The organism is Caballeronia sp. SBC1 (assembly GCF_011493005.1).
GTDB lineage: Bacteria > Pseudomonadota > Gammaproteobacteria > Burkholderiales > Burkholderiaceae > Caballeronia.
The window spans coordinates 356,558-375,337 of the sequence record NZ_CP049159.1 but is presented as its reverse complement, the minus strand read 5'-3'; the positions used below and the strand labels follow the sequence as shown (position 1 = coordinate 375,337).

General features: G+C 59.9%; 18 protein-coding genes and 1 pseudogene. 8 read left to right on the top strand and 11 right to left on the bottom strand.

The features are described from left to right. The first annotated feature begins 3 nt into the window (after positions 1-3). Complete coding sequence (locus tag SBC1_RS36665; protein WP_165107500.1) at positions 4-1,242, top strand: dienelactone hydrolase family protein; 1,239 nt, start codon at positions 4-6, stop codon at positions 1,240-1,242. A 55-nt stretch (positions 1,243-1,297) separates the two neighbouring features. On the opposite strand, the gene SBC1_RS36660 is transcribed toward SBC1_RS36665, so the two are convergent. The 6 genes from SBC1_RS36660 to SBC1_RS36635 are packed head-to-tail and all read right to left on the bottom strand — an operon-like array spanning position 1,298 to position 5,932. Next, positions 1,298-2,041 (bottom strand): SDR family NAD(P)-dependent oxidoreductase, encoded by a 744-nt coding sequence (locus SBC1_RS36660; protein ID WP_165107295.1) that lies wholly within the window; start codon positions 2,039-2,041, stop codon positions 1,298-1,300. Between the two features lie 11 nt (positions 2,042-2,052). After that, positions 2,053-3,207 (bottom strand): amidase, encoded by a 1,155-nt coding sequence (locus SBC1_RS36655; RefSeq protein WP_165107292.1) that lies wholly within the window; start codon positions 3,205-3,207, stop codon positions 2,053-2,055. Positions 3,208-3,220: 13 nt separating this feature from the next. Next, the gene (locus tag SBC1_RS36650) at positions 3,221-3,733 is read right to left on the bottom strand and encodes a nuclear transport factor 2 family protein (RefSeq protein ID WP_165107290.1); all 513 of its coding nucleotides are present in this window, start codon (positions 3,731-3,733) and stop codon (positions 3,221-3,223) included. Then, on the bottom strand, positions 3,730-4,095 hold the full coding sequence (locus tag SBC1_RS36645) for a hypothetical protein (RefSeq protein WP_165107288.1): 366 nt from the start codon (positions 4,093-4,095) through the stop codon (positions 3,730-3,732). The genes SBC1_RS36650 and SBC1_RS36645 overlap by 4 nt, the downstream gene beginning before the upstream one ends. 45 nt (positions 4,096-4,140) lie before the next feature. Then, on the bottom strand, positions 4,141-4,638 hold the full coding sequence (locus tag SBC1_RS36640) for an aromatic-ring-hydroxylating dioxygenase subunit beta (RefSeq protein ID WP_165107286.1): 498 nt from the start codon (positions 4,636-4,638) through the stop codon (positions 4,141-4,143). 1 nt (position 4,639) lies between these two features. Beyond that, on the bottom strand, positions 4,640-5,932 hold the full coding sequence (locus SBC1_RS36635; protein WP_165107284.1) for an aromatic ring-hydroxylating dioxygenase subunit alpha: 1,293 nt from the start codon (positions 5,930-5,932) through the stop codon (positions 4,640-4,642). A 119-nt stretch (positions 5,933-6,051) separates the two neighbouring features. On the opposite strand from SBC1_RS36635, the pseudogene SBC1_RS36630 reads away from it, so the two are divergent. The 4 genes and pseudogenes from SBC1_RS36630 to SBC1_RS36615 form a co-directional block, all read left to right on the top strand. Next, positions 6,052-6,162: pseudogene (locus tag SBC1_RS36630) on the top strand (LysR family transcriptional regulator); the annotation flags it as partial. 201 nt (positions 6,163-6,363) lie between these two features. Beyond that, a complete protein-coding gene (locus SBC1_RS36625) occupies positions 6,364-9,135 on the top strand; it encodes a glucosidase (protein WP_165989205.1) in 2,772 nt (923 codons plus the stop codon). Between the two features lie 747 nt (positions 9,136-9,882). Beyond that, positions 9,883-11,496: a hypothetical protein gene (locus tag SBC1_RS36620; protein WP_165107282.1), complete on the top strand. Its 1,614-nt coding sequence runs from the start codon at positions 9,883-9,885 to the stop codon at positions 11,494-11,496. A 190-nt stretch (positions 11,497-11,686) separates the two neighbouring features. Continuing rightward, a complete protein-coding gene (locus SBC1_RS36615) occupies positions 11,687-12,793 on the top strand; it encodes a porin (RefSeq protein ID WP_241202523.1) in 1,107 nt (368 codons plus the stop codon). A 97-nt stretch (positions 12,794-12,890) separates the two neighbouring features. On the opposite strand, the gene SBC1_RS36610 is transcribed toward SBC1_RS36615, so the two are convergent. The 5 genes from SBC1_RS36610 to SBC1_RS36590 all read right to left on the bottom strand — a co-directional run bounded on the left by SBC1_RS36610 (position 12,891) and on the right by SBC1_RS36590 (position 15,666). Beyond that, a complete protein-coding gene (locus SBC1_RS36610) occupies positions 12,891-13,580 on the bottom strand; it encodes a GntR family transcriptional regulator (RefSeq protein WP_165107280.1) in 690 nt (229 codons plus the stop codon). A 191-nt stretch (positions 13,581-13,771) separates the two neighbouring features. Further along, positions 13,772-14,725 (bottom strand): alpha/beta hydrolase, encoded by a 954-nt coding sequence (locus SBC1_RS36605; protein ID WP_370469754.1) that lies wholly within the window; start codon positions 14,723-14,725, stop codon positions 13,772-13,774. Continuing rightward, positions 14,719-14,997 carry a 2Fe-2S iron-sulfur cluster-binding protein gene (locus SBC1_RS36600; protein WP_165107278.1) on the bottom strand — a complete coding sequence of 93 codons (279 nt, stop codon included), beginning with the start codon at positions 14,995-14,997 and terminating at the stop codon, positions 14,719-14,721. Before SBC1_RS36600 ends, SBC1_RS36605 begins: the two co-directional genes overlap by 7 nt. Before the next feature lie 16 nt (positions 14,998-15,013). After that, positions 15,014-15,364 carry a hypothetical protein gene (locus SBC1_RS36595; RefSeq protein WP_165107276.1) on the bottom strand — a complete coding sequence of 117 codons (351 nt, stop codon included), beginning with the start codon at positions 15,362-15,364 and terminating at the stop codon, positions 15,014-15,016. Continuing rightward, the gene (locus SBC1_RS36590) at positions 15,361-15,666 is read right to left on the bottom strand and encodes a 2Fe-2S iron-sulfur cluster-binding protein (protein WP_165107274.1); all 306 of its coding nucleotides are present in this window, start codon (positions 15,664-15,666) and stop codon (positions 15,361-15,363) included. Before SBC1_RS36590 ends, SBC1_RS36595 begins: the two co-directional genes overlap by 4 nt. A gap of 270 nt (positions 15,667-15,936) precedes the next feature. On the opposite strand from SBC1_RS36590, the gene SBC1_RS36585 reads away from it, so the two are divergent. The 3 genes from SBC1_RS36585 (at position 15,937) to SBC1_RS36575 (ending at position 18,780) form a co-directional block, all read left to right on the top strand. Next, positions 15,937-16,668 carry a TenA family transcriptional regulator gene (locus tag SBC1_RS36585; RefSeq protein WP_165107272.1) on the top strand — a complete coding sequence of 244 codons (732 nt, stop codon included), beginning with the start codon at positions 15,937-15,939 and terminating at the stop codon, positions 16,666-16,668. 119 nt (positions 16,669-16,787) lie between these two features. Further along, positions 16,788-18,245: an aldehyde dehydrogenase family protein gene (locus SBC1_RS36580; protein ID WP_165107270.1), complete on the top strand. Its 1,458-nt coding sequence runs from the start codon at positions 16,788-16,790 to the stop codon at positions 18,243-18,245. Positions 18,246-18,300: 55 nt separating this feature from the next. Continuing rightward, entirely contained in the window at positions 18,301-18,780 is a 480-nt protein-coding gene (locus SBC1_RS36575) for a heme-binding protein (RefSeq protein WP_165107268.1), read from the top strand.

The window sequence follows — 18,780 nt, the reverse complement described above, 5'->3', positions numbered from 1 at the left end:
ATGATGAGCGGTCAGACAATCCAGGTGACAGCGCAGGACGGCGGCCAGTTCGCGGCGTATCTCGCGAAGCCGGCACAAGGGTCGGGTCCCGGCCTCGTGTTGCTGCAGGAGATTTTCGGCATCAATGGGTATATGAAATCGATGGCCGACCGATATGCCGAGGAAGGTTATGTGGTGCTCGTTCCCGATTTATTCTGGCGCATGAAACCGGGCGTGGAGCTTGGCTACAGCGACGCGGATTTCAAGGAGGCGCTCGGTTACAACGAAAGGCTCGACGAGGAGAACGCGGTCAACGATATTGCCGCGACCATCGCTGCGATTCGCGCGTTGCCGGAGCAGGCGGGCAAGGTTGGCGCCATCGGCTATTGCCTGGGCGGCCGTCTTGCGATGCTCGCAGCCGCGCGCACCGACGTGGATTGCGCCGTGAGCTATTACGGCGTTGGACTCGAAGCCTACACGAACAAGATCCCGGCGATCCACTGCCCGATGATCTTCCATTTCGCCGAGAACGACGTGATGACACCGGCGGCATCGCGTGAAAAGATCATCGCGGCGCTGAAGCAAAAAGCGTCGATCGAAACCTATGTCTATCCGGGTTGCGATCACGCATTCGCCACGCCCGAGCGCGAGCACTTCGACAAACCCGCGGCCATGATGGCGTACTCGCGCACCATGACGTTGCTGCGTAAAGTGCTCGGCCCCGTGTACGACCTGAACCAGCTTTGGGAGATGCATTGCTACTACGAATTCGGCACGCGCGACGTCAACGCCGTGATGCCGACCATGGTGGCGCAGCCTTACGTCAACCACGTTCCCACGATGACCGGTGGTGTCGGCCACGATCAGCTCAAGCGTTTCTACAAGTACCATTTCGTCGATTCGAATCCGGCCGATACGCGGCTTATTCCGGTGTCGCGCACGATCGGCTCGGATCGTGTGGTCGACGAATTTGTGTTCTGCGCGACGCACGATCGGGAAATCGACTGGCTCTTGCCGGGTCTGAAACCAACCGGGAAATACTTCGAAGTGCCCATGCTGGCGGTCATCTGTTTTCGTGGCGACAAGCTGTACAACGAGCATATTTACTGGGACCAGGCCTCGGTGCTGGTACAGATCGGCGCGCTCGATCCGACAGGCTTGCCGGTCGCGGGCATTCAGACGGCGAAGAAAATGATCGATGAAACCTTGCCGACGAATACGTTGATGCCGAACTGGGCATCGAGTGAAGGCAAGCCGGTTTAACAGGGAAAAGGCGACGGCGCCAACGCGGTTTCGTCGCCTTCTGAAAACACCAACCTCAGCGCATGAACAAGCCGCCGTTCACATCCCAGCATGCCCCGTTCGCAAAGTAGGCATTCTCTGCGGCGAGCGTGACGGCCACATCGGCGACGTAATCGGCCGAGCCAAGACGTCCGCCTGGAATGCTCGCAATGACCGCGTTCAACTTCTCGGCGGGCACGCTTTCATGAACGATGGGCAAGTCCATCGGGCCGGGCGAAATGGCGTTGACCGTGACGCCGCGCGAGGCGAGGTCACGCGCAAAGACCTTGGTGAGCGTAATGACGCCACCCTTCGATGCCGCGTAGTGCGCGCCCGTTGCAGAGCCGCCATTCTGCCCCGCGAGCGATGCGATATTAACGATGCGCCCGCCGCCTGCATCGGCGAAATGCTGGCCGAAAACCTGGCAGCCGAATAACACGCTGCGCAGATTCACGTTGATGACGTGATCGAATTGCTCCTCGGTGATTTCCATTACCGGCACGACCTTCGAGGCGCCCGCGTTGTTGACCAACGCGTCAATGCGTTGCCACTTGTTCAGGATCGCATCGCGCGCGGCGCTGAAATCGTCCTTCGATGTCACGTCGAGGTTCAACGCAAACGCGCTTGAATGATCGGCGCTGAGTTCGCTCGCCAGTTCTTGCGCGGCGTTGAACGCAATATCGCCGATCGCCACGCGATATCCCGATGCGTGAAAGCGCCGCGCAATGACTGCGCCCAGACCTCGCGCCGCACCTGTTACCAGGACTACCCTGTCCGTCATGCTGTTTTCGATCATTGAACGAACATACCTTCAGAATAAGCTTCAAAACAAGCTTCAAAACGCGCGGCGAGAGCGCAAACGAGTTCGTCCTCACCCTTGCGTCCGACGATCTGCAAACCTGCTCGCAGGGGCGAACCGGCAATCGGCAAGGGCAGGCTGAGCGCTGGATGACCGCTGAGATTAAATGGCCGGATCAACGACGACATGGCGATCACCGGCGTACCGTTTCTCGCCGCCTCCAGTGTAATCGGTAGTGCGGGGAGTGTCGGCAGCACGATGACATCGACGTTCTGCAATGCATGATCGACCTCCGCGGTAAAGCGGGCGCGCACCGATTCAGCAACGGCAAGATCAGCCTCTGTCGTCTTCGACGCCATCCGCAAGCGTGCATCCAGATCTGCACCGAGCTTGCCCGTATTGAGCAGATGCCCGAACGCGGCCCACGTTTCGGCGTTGATCACGGTCAGGCCCGCATCGAACGCGGCGCGCAGGTTGAGCAACTCGATGCCCTGCGATGTGAAGCCCGCGAGCGACGGAGCGTTCGCCACGGCGTCGTTGATTTCACGGGTTGCATCGGCGGACACTATGCCGATCCTGATCGATGACGGCGGCACCGTGTTCGCCACGTGTTCATTAAAGCCGGGCGCGATAGCCGCCATCACATCGATCAATGTCAGCATCTCGCGCGCAAACGGTCCGACGCAATCGAGCGTGCTTTGTGCCGGCGCCACGCCGCGTCGCGACACGCGCCCGAACGTCGGCTTCATGCCGATCACGCCGCAGCAGGCAGCGGGACCACGCACCGAGCCGCCTGTGTCGGTGCCCAGCGCCGCGCACGACAGATGCAACCCGACCGCTGCAGCCGAGCCGCTTGACGAACCGCCCGGAATACGCGTTTCGTCCTGCGGATTCTCGGGCGTGCCGGTGAAGTCGTTGATGCCGGTCATGCCGAACGCCAGTTCGTGCATGTTGGTTTTGCCGACCACGCGCCAACCCTGCACGAGCAAGCGGTCCACCACTTCAGCGTGACTCTGCGCCGGAGGCGCGTCCAACAACGCGCGGCTCGCCGCCGTAGTCGGATACCCCGCGACGTCGATGGTGTCCTTGAGCGCAATGCTCGGCCCGTCGGCGTCGCCAAGCATAAATTCGCTGATGAATTCGTTCATTGCCTAAGCGACCCTAAGGGCTGGGTGTGGAGGGATGGACCTGCCAGGGCGCATCGAACAGGCGTTGCGTGCGGAAATGCCTGATGAGCCAGCGCCGGCCATCGGCAGCCGGCACGAAATCCACATCAAGTCTCGCCGATACCAGCTCGGCCCCGCCCGCCGCATAGCCCGATGCCTGCAACATGATCCAGCGCCCGGCGGCATGCATTGCGAAAGCATCGACATCGATAGTCTCCGATGCCATGAAGTGCGTGTTCACACTGAAATGCAGCGTAGGCGGCAGATAGCGCGCCAGCATGCCGATGATCGCTTCGCGGCCGGTGAGCGCGCCGAACTTCTCTGCGTACTGGGGACCGACGCCTTCCCATATGGCGTCTTCGCTGAATAGCTCAGCGAGTGTCTCGTGCGGCCGGCCGCCCGATGGCACATCGCAAAGCGCCATGTATCGCATCATGGTCCGGCGTACTGCGCGCTCAGCCTCGAGCACGGCGAGCCGGGCAGTCAGATCGGCCAGGGTCTCGTTCATGCCGGGTTCGGCACGGTCAGCGCCCGGCCTATGCGAGCTTCGATCTTGCCGTAGCGCCACAGGTTGTATTCGCCCACAGGAGTGGTCCGGTACAGGTTGCAGACGGCGGCCGCCATGTCGAAGCTGTCGACGTCGGCCATGATGTAGAAGGTCCACGGCGCGCCGCCGGACTGACCCACGACCACGCGGTCGTCGTCCATGATGCCGAGGACCTTGACCCCTTCCATGGCTTCGATGTTCTTCAACATCACACCATATGCCTGCCACACCGTGCCGATCTGCTCGCGCGGAAGGTCGAAGAAATTCTGCGTCACGCCGCAGCAAAACAGTACGCGCAGAGGCAACGATACGTTGTCCACCATGATGGAGTTCTCCTGAAATTTTTATCGGACCGCCAGTGTAGCGAGCTAGAGCAAAAACCCGATCGCGTTGAGTGCGTCGGTGGAATCGATCAGCCTCACGACCTTCTGCACAATGCGCGGCTCATCGCCGGATAGATCAATGCGATGCTCCACGTCCGCCGCGAACAGCGCGCTGACCCCGCGCTTGTAGGCGACGACGACCTGAGCGCTGCGCACGTCGACTGTGTCCGGCGAGTCACTCGACATCGTGAAGCGCGACACAGTGCGTACCGTGCGGGCGGCGTCCGTGACGGACGGCGAGTAGCCCGAACTCAGCCGCTGCACGCGCAATGCGCGCATGGTGTCATCGTCGTAGGCGTAGTTCAGCGTGGCCGCGAAGTCGGTCGCAAGCGGGTCGATGGGCACCACGTAAAACCCGTCGGGCGACCACAGATCCAGCCATGCACGATAATCCTTCCGGTCCAGAATCTCGGCTTCACGCCAGATGAACTGCACGGCATTCGCGAACGCTGGTTGCATGAGGAGGGCGTTGGTATTGTCCATGTTATTGCTGCTCCATCAGCTCGCGCCATTTTGCGTACGCGGCGCGCATGCCGGTTTCGTCGGTGGCGTGCGCCGTTTTCTCGCCGTTCGCCGCCGTGGTTTCGCGGTTCAATCCGCGATTGACGAGGATGGGTACGTCGGGTCCCGCATGCGAGCCGCGCTGCACGCGCTCCCACGCTTCGGCGTCGTCGGGGCTGCCAAAACCAAACGGGCCCTGGAAATGTTCATGCACACGCAAGCGGGCGCGGTTTGCTTCCTCGGGGCCGCCGTCCATGCCGAGCGCCACATGACGGATCTCGGTCTCCTCCGCCGAGATCGGCCGCAGGACGCGAAAAAATGCCATCGACAACGCCAGGTTCGGAAACAGGTTCAGGTTGAAGCCAACGCCCATCAGCGAGCGAACGATTCGTCTTACTTGATGGGGCGGATAGTCCTTCGCCAAGGACTCTGCCAGCGCCTCGTAGCGTGTCGGGATCGGTGCACCGTTGTCTTCATCCAGGTCGACAATCTCGGGAACCAGGACGGCGAGACTATGGCCGTTGCCGAGCGAGCGGCAAAATGCTTTGTCGCTGGTCATGAAGCTGGTGATCGCAGCAGCGGTTTCGTCGTCGATGGTCTTCATCCACGACTTGTGGACGATGGGGAAGTGATACAGGTCGGTCGTGTTTTCCAACTGTATCTTCCAGTTGCCCTTGAACTTGAACTTGTGTTCGCCATTCGCCTTGACCGGGAATCCCGCGCCTTGTTTCATGAACAGGTCGATCCACGGTTTCGCCCCGCCCAGGAAGTCCTCCAGCGGTTCGATCGACTGATCGAAGCTCGCGAAAATCAGTCCGTGATAGATGCCGACACGCAGGCTCTTCAGCGGCAGTTCGGTCTTGTCGACGATACCCTCGTAGCCATCGCCATAAGGCAATGCGCGCAGTGCACCGTCGAGTCCGTAGGTCCAGCTGTGATACGGGCAGGTAAAGCCGCGCGCGTTGCCTTTGTGCTGCTCGCAGACGGTCGCGCCCCGATGGCGGCAGCGGTTTTCGAGCACATTGATTTCACCGCTCTTGTTGCGGACCACGATCACCGGTTGGCGCCCGATGGTCGTGGTACGAAAGTCGCCCGGCTTCGGCAGTTCGCTTTCATGCGCAACCCAGATCCACGTCTTGTAGAAGATGCGTTCGAGTTCGGCTTCGAAGATCGCCGGATCGTTATAAAGCGAAGGCGAAACGCGGTCGGTTTGCGCGCGTTTGTAGAGCGCGCTTGTATCCATGACCTGAGAGGCCGTGGGATTGATATCGCTCATCGATCACCTGAGTAAAGTGGGGAGGGCCGTGACGCTAGCTATGGATTGAAGTGTCGGCCGATGGTGCTTATAGGTCAAATTCATCTAAAATTGGTAGGCCCATCAATGCGGCAAATATCATGACCTCCATCGACCACGTCGACCTCAACTTGCCGCGCGTTTTCAACGCGATCATTGAGGAGCGCAGCCTGACGCGTGCGGGGCAGCGGCTGGCGTTGTCGCAGCCTGCGCACCATCGCGCTCGAACTGGCGGCTTATGCTTGTCGCCACAGCCGGCATAGGGGAATGGCTGCCAGCCCCGTTGAACAGGTTGCGCTGGCGCGGTACTCTTCTACAGCGGGCCATCACGCAAGGTGTGGTTGCGAAGGAGCCGGACCAGAATTCCTCGATCAATAATCGCCTCGAGTTTCAACACGCAATCGGGAGGTTCCATGCCACCGCTACGCGCAATCAATCTTCTCCAGTCGAGGGAAGGTGCCCGGCTTCACGGTCCGGAACTCGATCAATGGCGCCGCTGGGGACCTTATTTGAGCGAGCGGCAATGGGGCACTGTTCGCGAGGACTACAGCGAACACGGCACTGCATGGGACTATTTTCCACACGATCATGCGCGCAGCCGCATGTACCGCTGGGGTGAGGACGGCATTGCCGGATTCGGCAACGACCCGCTCGACTGGTGCGTATCGCTCGCGCTCTGGAACGGACACGATCCGATCCTCAAGGAACGGCTTTTCGGGTTAACGAATGAGCAAGGCAATCACGGCGAGGACGTAAAGGAGCTCTACTTCTATCTTGACGGCACGCCGACGCATTCGTACATGAAGATGCTGTACAAGTATCCTCACGACGCATACCCGTACCAGGATCTGATCGACGAAAATCTGCGGCGCGGCGCCGATCAACCCGAATATGAAATCCTCGATACCGGCGTGTTCGACGATGACCGCTACTTCGACGTCTGCGTCGAGTATGCGAAGCACACACCCGACGATATCGTGATGCGCGTTACCGTCGAAAACCGCGCGGATCAACGCGCGGCGCTTCATGTGTTGCCGCAATTCTGGGCGCGCAACAGATGGGCGTGGTCGGGCAAGCCCGGCAAGCCGTCGCTCAAGCTGGAGCCGAATGCACGGGAAGGCGCACGCGTCATTGCACATAACCCCGCACACGCTCCCGCGCTCAGAACAATGATCGTGACGGCGTCGGCGCAGCAGCCGATCGAGTGGCTCTTCTGCGAAAACGAAACGAATATGCGCCGCATTTTTGGCTTCGAAGGAGCGGGTCCGGGGCCATTCAAGGACGGCTTCAACGACTACCTCATCGACGGCGACGAGCACGCAATCCGGCGCGACGGGGGCACCCGCGCCGCCGCGCATACCTGCCTGGAGCTCGCGCCTCATGAGCGCTCGGTGCTGTATTTGCGCTGGCGTCCGGAAACTTCCTCAACTGTGGCTCTGGACGCCGCGCTGATCGACATGGAAGCGCTCTTTGCGCGCCGGCTGGCGGAGGCCGACGAATTCTATGCGGCGCTTCAGCACGACATCGCCGACGCTGATGCAAGGCTCGTGCAGCGTCAGGCGCTCGCCGGCATGCTATGGAGTAAGCAGTACTACCAATTTGATGTGACACGCTGGCACGACGGCGACCCTGGCCAACCGAAGCCACCGAGAGCACGCAGGCGCGGCCGCAACGCGGACTGGCGGCACATGTGCAATGGCGACATCGTGTCGATGCCTGACAAGTGGGAGTACCCATGGTACGCGTCGTGGGACCTCGCATTTCATGCGGCCGCGTTTGCCATGATCGATCCCGACTTCGCGAAGAAGCAGTTGCTGCTGCTCGTGAAGGAACGCTACATGCATCCGAACGGGCAATTGCCCGCGTACGAGTGGGCATTCGGCGATGCGAATCCGCCGGTTCATGCGTGGGCAACGTGGCGTGTGTACGAACTCGACCGCGAGGTGACCGGCGTTGGCGATCACGAGTTTCTCGAAGTCATGTTCCACAAACTACTGCTTAATTTCTCGTGGTGGGTCAACCGCAAGGACGCCGACGATCGCAACATTTTTCAGGGTGGTTTTCTCGGGCTCGACAACGTTGGCATCTTCGACCGGTCTTCGCCGCTGCCGACCGGTGGCCGCATCGATCAGGCCGATGGCACGGCATGGATGGCCTCCTACGCGCTCGACCTCATGCAGATCGGGCTCGAACTGGCGATGACGAACAACGCGTACGTAGAAATCGCGGTGAAGTTCTTTGAGCACTTTCTGTATATCGCGGAAGCGGTCAGTTGCAGCGAAGGCTGCAACACAGGGTTATGGGAAGAACAGGACGAATTTTTCTACGACGTATTGCACCTTCCGGACGGCACCCGTGTGCCCATGCGCATTCGTTCGATCGTCGGGCTGATTCCGCTCTTCGCCGTTCACGTGCTCGAGGAGCGGGTGTACGGTCATCTTCCGGGATTGCGCGAACGGCTGGCCTGGTTCCTTGAGCATCGGCCGAATCTGGCAAAGCTGGTGTCGCGCTGGACCGAACCCGGCAAGGGCAACACCACGTTGCTGTCGATGTTGCGCGGACACCGGATGAAAGCACTGCTGCAACGCGCGCTCGATGAAAACGAGTTTCTCTCCGAGCACGGCTTGCGGGCGCTGTCCCGTGTGCATCGCGATGCACCGTACCTCTTCGACCATGACGGCGTGGACTTCTGCATCAAATACGAACCGGCCGAATCGGACTCGCGCGCGTTCGGCGGCAATTCGAACTGGCGCGGGCCGGTCTGGATGCCGGTCAACTACTTGCTGATCGAGTCGCTGTACGAGTTCTATCGATACTACGGCGATGAGTTTCGCGTCGAATATCCGACGGGATCGGGCAACAGCTTTTCGCTAAGTGAGATTGCTGACGATCTGGCACGGCGCGTCACCACGCTCTTTCTCAAAGATGCATACGGCGTGCGCCCCGTCATGGCGGCCTATCCGCTGCTCCAGGCCGACCCGCGTTCGCAGTATCTCGTCCTGTTCCATGAGTACTTTCATGGCGACAACGGACGCGGCGTTGGTGCTTCGCATCAGACCGGCTGGAGCGGGCTCGTCGCGTTGCTGCTTCAGCCGCGCATGATGAAGCTGTCTCATGTGGCGCCTGATGCCGCATCAATGACCGCACCAGTGGCCGAAGACACCGCACCGGCGATGGCGCGCTAGCGTTTCGGCTGCTGGAATGCGCGTCGGCAAATTCGCGCACCCTCCAGCACACTGCCGTGCCGAACCCCGCGAGCTCACTTCACGATTGTCCGCGCCAACATCGGATGATAACTATGCTTGAGCCACTCAGGCAGTCTACCCCCGTCAACTTGACAGAGGCGTCGATGTCAATGTGGATATAGCGAGCTGTTCGCGGATAGAGCCCATAGGTGTCCGTGCCGTTCTGGTTGGTACGGGTGCCAACGAGTACTACCAAGTCGGCCTCGGTTACTCGGGGTGCTCTCAAGATTCGGATTTTTACGTACGTCTAGCGTGGAAGCCGCTTGTGTGAGCGGGGCCGTGTCCGGAAGCGACAACGGGCGTTACGTCAAAAGCGAGTGCTCTTAAGCAACTATCTGGATTTCCTGCCACGTCCAAATTGGCGCCTTAGATAGGCATGCGTCAATAAGTTCGTCCTTCCACAACCCGGTTTGAACCCTCCATGAGCGCGTCAGTGGTGGGCAGCATGCTTTCTATGGCATACGGCCGACTCTGCCATTTGCCGTCTTCCGTGGCACTCCCTTGTTGCGATACGACATCTCGCGTCCACCGCATGAAAGTCGCCTTTCGTTGGGCTGGAGAGCTCCCGGAGTTAGTGCGGGTAAACGCCGTTTTATTTTCAGTTGTCTTCGTCGCACATGGAACATAGTATACAGAACACCGTTTACTTGCAAAAGTTACATTGTAATAGCCGACCTTGGAGACGTAATGGAACCCCACGTTGTACTGACTCCCGCGCATTGGATCTATCTGTGCGGCATCGTCGTGATCATCGGCACGATGGTATGCAGGGCGAATGTCGTCGCGCCAGCCATCATCGCCACGTTTGCCACGGTTCTGGCGTATTCAGGACAGACGTCGGCTGCGCTGGAAGCTGTGTTTTATGCGCCGCTGACAGCAGCACGCGAGCTGTTCAACATCTTTCTCGTGATTTCGTTGATGACGGCACTGCTCAATGCGCTAAAACGCATCAACGCCGACGTCAAGATGGTCCAGCCGTTCAAGGTCCTAATGGTCAACGGGCATGTCGGCTATTTCGTGCTCGGCGCGGTCAGTTATGTGCTCGCGCTGTTCTTCTGGCCAACGCCCGCTGTTCCTCTGATTGCGGGCATTCTGTTGCCCGCCGCAATCTATGCCGGCGTGCCGCCGCTTGGTGCGGCCATGTGTATAGGCATCGCAGGCCTGGGCACGGCACTGTCGTCGGACTATGTCATCAAGGTTGCTCCGGGCATTAGCGCGAAAGCGGCTGCGGTAGCCATGCCCGCAGTCGCGGACAAAGCATTGCTGCTGTCGCTCATCACGGGTGGCATTGCATTCCTGATCGCCTATCTGAAGATTCGCCGCCAAATCGTCGCTCCCGACCTGGAAAATCTCGAGCGCTGGGAAGCCATCGAGATCACCGCAAATTCATCGACGCAAGGTCATGTGCCGAGCCGTGCACGCATTCGCCGTGAAAAGCTGCAGCATGCGTCGGCCGGCGACGAAGGTGGACATGGCGGACGTGGTGTCCAGGGAGGCGCACTGCAGGCCGCTGCGGCAATCGTTCAGCCGGGCGGTCATGGTGCTGCGCTCGTCCGCACGTCGACATCACAGCGCGATCTGCTGACACTCGCGCAGGAACGGTGGTCGCGATGCTTCGCGATCGTCACGCCGGTCGCGTTTCTCGGCATTGTCGCGTATATGGTGTTGCCGCATCTGATACCCGGCTTTAGAGGTGCGAGCGGTAACGCAGCGGCGGCGCTGGTCGGCGGTCTTGCCGCTCTGCTGATGGTGGTCGTCGCGGCCGCACGCGATTATCACTCAGTATGCCGCAGCACGGCCGAGCACGTCACGGAAGGCTTCGTGTTTTCGTTCCGCGCGATGAGCTCCGTGCTGCCGATCGCCGGGTTTTTCTTCATCGGCGTTGCAGGGACGGCGGCGCCGATCCTGGGTTTGCCTGCAGGCACAGCCGCGCCCGGCCTGCTTGCCGATCTCGTGAAAGCGTGTGAACACATCATTCCGCACGACAAGTTCTTCGTTTCGTACGGCATCCTCTTTTCAGGCATGGTCACAGGCATCGACGGATCGGGATTCGCAGGTTTGCCGTTGACCGGCGCGCTGGCGGGCGCGCTGGGACGTGCAGTCGGACTCGATGTATCGACCCTTGCCGCAATCGGTCAGATGGGTGCGGTGTGGACTGGCAAGACGCTGACGGCGTGGTCGGCGCTCGCGGCTGTCGCCAGTTTTGCGCGCGTGCCGGTGTTGCAGGCTGTGCGTCATCTGATCTTGCCGGTGATGTGCGGCCTGCTCATTTCGACGCTTGTCGCAATCCTGATCTGGTGATCTTGCCACGCGCATTGCTTGGAGTGCGAAAAACCGCCTGAGACCAGGCATCGAAGGAACGACACGTAATCAACCAATACTCAAAATAATAAGTATAACGAATCGAAAGTAAGAAGAGATTTCGAAAAGACGTGCTGCGATTGCGATTTTGCTGATGATTAACACAACCTAAGTACCGGAGAAGAACTGGATGAAAACATTTGGACGAACGATGTTCGTGGTGCTTGCCGCATCATCGCTCTACAGCACCGCACGCGCGCAATCGAGCGTGACTCTGTACGGCGTACTCGACGGCGGCCTGACGTTCACGACGAATCAGAAGGGCGGCCAGACGTATCAGCAGATGAGCGGCATTACGCAGGGGGATCGATGGGGATTCAGGGGAAGCGAAGATCTTGGAGGCGGCCTGCATGCCGTGTTCGTGCTCGAAAACGGCTTTTCGATCGCAAACGGCACGCTCGGCCAGAGTGGCCTGATGTTCGGCCGTCAAGCCTATGTCGGACTTGCAAGCGATCAGTTCGGCAGCGTCACACTGGGGCGCCAGTACGATGAAATGGTCGAAAACGTATCGCCGATCACGACCGACCAATGGAGCGTGCTGTTCGAGCATCCTGGTGATAATGACAACACCAATCGTGGTTTTCGCGTCAACAACACGGTCAAGTACACCTCGCCAGTCCTTGGCGGCGCGCAGGTGACGGCGATGTACGCGCCGGGTGGTCAGTCGGGCTCCATTGCACTCGACAGTGTGTGGAGCGTAGGCGCGCACTATCAGACGAGTGGCTTGTATGTGGGTTCGGCGTACACGCACGTCGATCATCCGTCTGCGCTCGCCACGGGCACATTCTGGACCACCGCGAACAGCGCGGATGGCGCCTACGCGTTGGCTTCGCACGCCTACGATGTGTTCGGTGCTGGTGCGAGCTACCAGTTTGGAGCGGCGAAGATCGGTGGCGCCTTCACGCAGTCAACTTTCAAAGGCGGCTTCGAGACGCAGGACGTGACGTTTCGCAATTATGAACTGAACGCATCGTATCGCTTCACGCCCGCAGTGCTGCTAGGTGCGGCCTTTGTCTACACCGACGGCAAGGTCGATGCCGGCGACACGCATCCTCGCTACGAGCAGGCCGATCTTTTTCTCGATTACAGCTTGTCGAAGCGCACGGATGTGTATCTCATGGGAACCGGGCAGCGCGCCAACGGCTCGGCCAAGTTTGCGCAGGTCAGCCAGTTTCTGAGCGCGTCGAGTACCAATGAGCAGGCGACGATTGCGCTAGGCATGAGGCACAGGTTCTGAAGTTTCAGCACAATTTGTACGCAATCAATAAGGCCCCTCGCGGCGCCTTATTGATTGCTTTCGGTATACAGTATTTTAATTTAAGAGCCAAGCCCGCTTATACTTTGCTCAAGTAATACTGAGCGGCCCGCATGACATGTCGTTCGGCCAGCAATGCGGCCAGGGCGCCGTCGCCCGATTGCACCGCGCGCAGGATTGCCGAGTGCTCGTCCCATGTGCGACGGATTTCCTCTTCGGTCGTGGCAAAAAACAACCTGCGAGTACGCTCGCGCAATGAGCGCATGAGATCGGAGAGCATCGAATTTGCGCCAGCCGTGTACAGGAGATCGTGGAACCGCGAATTAAGATCCTGCAGGCCGTCCACTTCACCGGATTCGATCTGCTTGCGCCCAACATCGAGCACCTGTTCGATCTTGGCGATGAGTTCAGGTGTGCGATGTTCCGCGGCCAAACGGGCGTTCAGCCCTTCAAGCGTAGCGCGGATCTGGATCATTTCGCGCGCTGCGGACGCTTCGAGTGACGCCACCACTGCGCCGAGACGCGGCCGGATTTCGACAAGGCCCTCGGCGCCGAGCGCGCGCAAGGCTTCGCGGACGGGAACGCGCGAGACGCCAAGGTCCTCGGCTATGCGACCTTCGACCAGACGATGGCCTGGTTCCAGTTGCCCGGACAGGATCTTTTCCCGCAGCCGGGACGTGACGAGTTGCGAGAGCTGCTGGTGCCCGAGCGGCGCGCTTGGATTACCCCGCGATTCCGCACTCTCGATAGGTGCATCGACGATTTTCATAGGACACTCAAGAAACACGTGAATGGGCCGTCTGCATTGGCTGTGAGGCCAATCCAGCCGACAAACGCGGCATATAGTCGTTAGTATAATATATTCACTTGCCGCATCAATTCAGCTGTGCATCCCATTCCGGCACAATTTGTCTTCCCGGTGTGGCAGTTTTTCTTCCGCGGCGATTCCGCCGGGAAGGGTCAAGCGGCGTCTTCAATGAATCTGAGAATTTCCCGTCCGAGATAGTCTTCGCCCGAATTGAAATGGGCAACGATCGACGTGTGATTGTGGCCGCGCATCTGAATGAAGCGGGGCGGTACACCGCGAAGCCGAAGCGCATTGAGAAAGCATTGCGCGCCATATTCGTCGAGATAAGGATTCTCGAATTCCGCGACCGCGATCATCAATGGCACGTTGGAACGCGCAATGTGGGTCAGCGCGGAGCGGGCTTCATACAGTTGCTCGTCGTTGCCGAAATAGGCCCGCACCGGATTCGCGTTCGGGTTGCCGGGACGAACGTCAGCCACAAGCCGCGCGCTGATCAGCACCAGTCCCGCGACGGGCGGCGCCGGTCGCATCGCGCACAACGCCGGATCGAACAGGCAGGTTGCCGCATGTGCGCCGCCCGCCGAGTGGCCGACGAGAAACATTCGGCGCCGGTCGATACCCCAGCTTTCGGCCTCGCTGGCGACGAGCGCCAGTGCGTCGCGTACGTCTTCGGCGCCGCCAGGGTAGGGCGCAATGTCGGCCAGCCGGTATTCAACGTTGATCGCCACGAAGCCCTGCGCGGCGAACCAGTAGCTCACGTTGTCGTAAATCTCGCCGTTGACGCTCTTGTTGCCGCGCACGAACGCGCCGCCATGCACAAAGACGACGGCCACCCGGGGCATGGCGCCCGAAAGATTCGCCTCGAAGTCGCGCGGTGCGAACACATCGAGAACCTGACGCGGATGCGTGCCGTACTGAATATTACGCTGCACGGCGATGCCATCTTTGGGCGTCGCGGCCACTAGCGGCGTGTAACAGTCGATCACCAGCTTGCGATGGGCCACGATATCGCTGCCCCAGCGCGGCCCTATTTCGAGCATCAAGCGACGTTGCGCCTCAGGCAGCGAACCGAGCGGCTCGAGTGTGGAGTATGGCGGTATCACCATGAGACGCTGACATCCCCGTTGACGAAAGTCTGGCAGGCCATCCTGTAGCCGGCTTCGAAGTCGGCGTCGCTCAGATGACGCTTTTCTTTGTCTTTGACGGCATCGGTGTGCTCGAGGCCGCGTTCGATCCGGCACTTGCAGGTGCCGCAAAGGCCGCCGCCGCACTTGAACGGAATGCCACCCTGTTCGCGGATCGAGACGCGCAGCAGATTGCTGTCCACGGGCGCATTGACCGTCTTGTGTTCCTTGTTGATGAACGTGATCCTGACCATGCCGAATCCTGCCGTTTCAAAATGGTTGCTGTGGGTGCTGCTGCCTGAGTTCGATTTCCGCCTGATTCGATCCCACCAGGACACCCAGCGCGCTCACTGCGGCGGCGCGATCGCGGAATTTTTCGAGAAAACGAATCGGCATCACCGTGACTGCGTAGGGAAACTCGGTTTCGTCGATCACGCGAATGCGCGCGGAGCCATGCACGCGTGCGATCACGAAGGTGGCAAGATGCCGGCCGCAATAGAAATAGTCCCAGGCATCCACGGGCGTCAGATCGCCGAGCGGTTCGGTGTGGTATTCACCAGGCCTGCTCGACAGGATCACGAAGAGTTCGCCGCTGAGCGCGACATGGTCCGCATCGTTCATTGCGCGCTCTCCTCGAACTGTTCGAGTTCAATGTCGTGCTCGATCCAGACTTGGCAGACCAGCCGATAACCCCGTTCGAGCCGCTCGCCCAGCTGCTTCTTCTCCTTCCAGTTAGGCGGGGGCAGGTGTTCACCTCCGTTTTTGACGACACAGGCGCATTTCGAGCATTTGCCCATGCCGCACTCATAACGCAGATGCGGATAGGGAAAGCGCTTGATTCCCGCGCGCACAACGAGATTTGTGTGCTCGGGCACTTCGTCTCGATGGGTCGAACCGTTCTTCTCAAATATGACGATGGGCATCTGAAACCTGTCTTTGTACGGGCCGACGTCGGCAGCCCTTGTGAATCCATTCTATGGAGGTTATGGAACATTGTATACTGAAATCGGATCTGCGCTACTTGGATTAGGTATAATTACCAGTAAGAAATGCCATTAAACGCGAAGCATCGGATGATTCCAACCATCTTATCGTTTACCACGGTATACAGTATTCTATGTGAGCATTATTCTGCTTACATCGAGGGTCGCAGCAGCCCCTCGAGAACACTTCCACCGAACCTGGAGCAAAAAATGGCTGAGTTGATGAGTCGTGACGATTTTCGCAAGTCGCTCGAAGAAGCGATCAAGGGCAAGAGTGCCAACAAGGCGCCATTCAGCATTGCGTGGGCAAGCGGCAAATTGAGCCGAGAACATCTGGCGCGCTGGGCTGAGAACCACTATCACTACGTTGGGCCGTTCGCGGATTATCTCGCCTACATGTATGCGCGGATGCCGGACCACCTGACGGACGCAAAGGATTTCCTGCTCGCCAACATGTACGAAGAGGAAATTGGCGGCGACCGTCATACGGATCTGTTGATCCGTTTCGCCGAAGCCTGCGGCACGACGCGCGAACGCGTGGTCAATCCCGACAACATGTCACCGACTACGCGCGGGCTGCAGGCGTGGTGCTATTCGGTAGCGATGCGTGAAGATCCGATCGTTGCAGTGGCTGGCCTCGTGGTAGGACTCGAATCACAGGTGCCGTCGATCTACCGCAAGCAGACACCGACGCTGCGCGAGAAGTATCAATTTACCGACGAGGAAGTCGAATTCTTCGACCTCCATATTGTGTCCGACGAAATCCACGGCGAGCGTGGCTATCAGATCGTCCTTGAACAGGCGAACACGGTCGAGTTGCAGCAACGCTGTCTGAAGATCTGTGAAATCGGCGCGCAGATGCGCCTGCTCTATACGACCGCGCTCTATTACGACTACGTCGAAAGAGAATTGCCGCTGGTGGAGCTCGGTCTCGCCGCTTAAGCGTCAGCGGGCACGACCCGGCACAGTCAAGGGCAGCGTCAGCCATGATGGTCCGACCGGCCGTCCGGCTGTGCGCTGTGGAACCACGCATCAGACTTTATTAGGGCTGAGGTAATGTGATGAGCCAACCGGCGACAGAATTCAAAAATCTGATCGGGGGCGAGTGGTCTGCCAGTGTCAGCGGGCAGACATTCGTCAATATCAATCCGGCAGACACCCGTGACATTGTGGGCCGCTTTCAGGCCTCGAATGCAGACGACGCGCACGCAGCCGTGCAAGCCGCATCCGAAGCCTTCGGGGCATGGCGGCGCACGCCCGTGAGCCAGCGCGCGACGATCGTCAACAAGGCTGCCGCATGGCTCGAAGCGCATGTGGACGAATTCGCGATGGAACTGACGCGCGAAGAGGGTAAGCCGCTCGCACAGAGCCGCGACGAGATCCTGCGCTCGGCGCAGGTGTTGCGCTTTTACGCGACCGAGGCACAGACCTTCACCGGCGAAACGTTCCCGAGCGACGATCCCGATCTTGCCATCTACACGCATCGCGAGCCGCTGGGTGTCGTCACGGTCATCACACCGTGGAATTTCCCCATCTCCATTCCCGCCCGCAAGATCGCGCCCGCCTTGATGGCAGGCAATACGGTCGTCTTCAAGCCGTCCTCGGATGCGCCGATGATCGGCTACCGGCTTGCCGAGGCATTCGCTCAGGCCGGCATTCCATCGGGTGTGCTGAATTTCATTACTGGCCAGGCGTCGGCGATCGGATCGACGATTACCACGTCGCCTGAAGTGCGTGCGGTCACATTCACGGGATCGACCACGGCCGGCGAGCACATTCATCGATCGGTGCCGATCACGACGCGCACGCAGATGGAACTCGGCGGCAAGAATCCGTTGATCGTGCTGGACGACGCCGATCTCGACAAGGCCGTCGATCTGACAATCAAGGGCGGTCTGTCGCTCGCCGGTCAAGCCTGCACCGGCACGAGCCGCGTGCTTGTGATGGAGCAGGTGTGCGCTGCCTACACCGCAAAACTGGTTGAGAAGATCCGGACGCTGAAGATCGGCAGCGGCCTGACGCCCGGCATGGACATGGGCCCGCTCGCCACGCGGCAGCAACTGGAAAACGTGCTCATGTATGTCGAATCGGGCAAGCACCAGGCCACTCATCTGATCGGGGGCGAGCGTCTGGGCGGAGCAGCTTACGAGCACGGTTATTACGTCACGCCGGCGGTTTTCACCGACGTCACGCAGGACATGCGCATCTGCCGCGAGGAAATTTTCGGGCCAGTGATCGCGATCGTTTCGGTGAAGGATTACGACGACGCCATCGCGAAAGCTAACGACACCGAATATGGATTGTCGGCGGCAATCGTGACCTCGAATGCGCGCTACATGCATCGCTTCGCCGACGAGATCGAGGCAGGCACCGTCAAGATCAACCGCACGACGACGGGCAACGTTATCAACGCGCCGTTCGGTGGATTGAAGCGCTCGAGCACATCGACATTCCGTGAATCCGGCCGCGCGGGCCTCGAATTCTTCATGCAGATCAAAACCGTGTATCGCGGCATCTGACGAGAGCCGTGCGCGCGTCCAATCAATCGACTCAATCGAACGAACGAAGAACCTCATGAAAACCATTTTCCGACTCGAACTATCCGAAGCGCGCGAGATGGCGCGTGCCGCGCTCGATAAGGCGCAGCAGATCGGCGTGCCCGAATCAGTGTGCATCGTCGATGAAGGCGGCTACCCGATCGTGCTCGAACGCATGGACGAAGGGCGCATCACCGGCCCGCAGATCGCCTGGAACAAGGCGTTCACCGCGGCCGGTCACAAGCGCTCCACGCACCTGTTCACGAAACCGCCGCACGGACCGGCGTTGCCCGGCAACGAGGCGTTTGGCATCCAGCTGAGTTTCGAAGGGCGCTTTGCGGCGTTCGTCGGTGGCTTCCCGGTCGTCGTCGATGGCCGGGTGATCGGCGGCGTCGGACTGAGCGGCGGCAACGGCGAACAGGACACGCAATGCGGGCTGGCAGCGCTGCAGGTGCTCCATGAGCGTCTAGCGGCGAGTGGCCACACGGTGCTGGTCGAAGCCGACATCAAGAAGTAA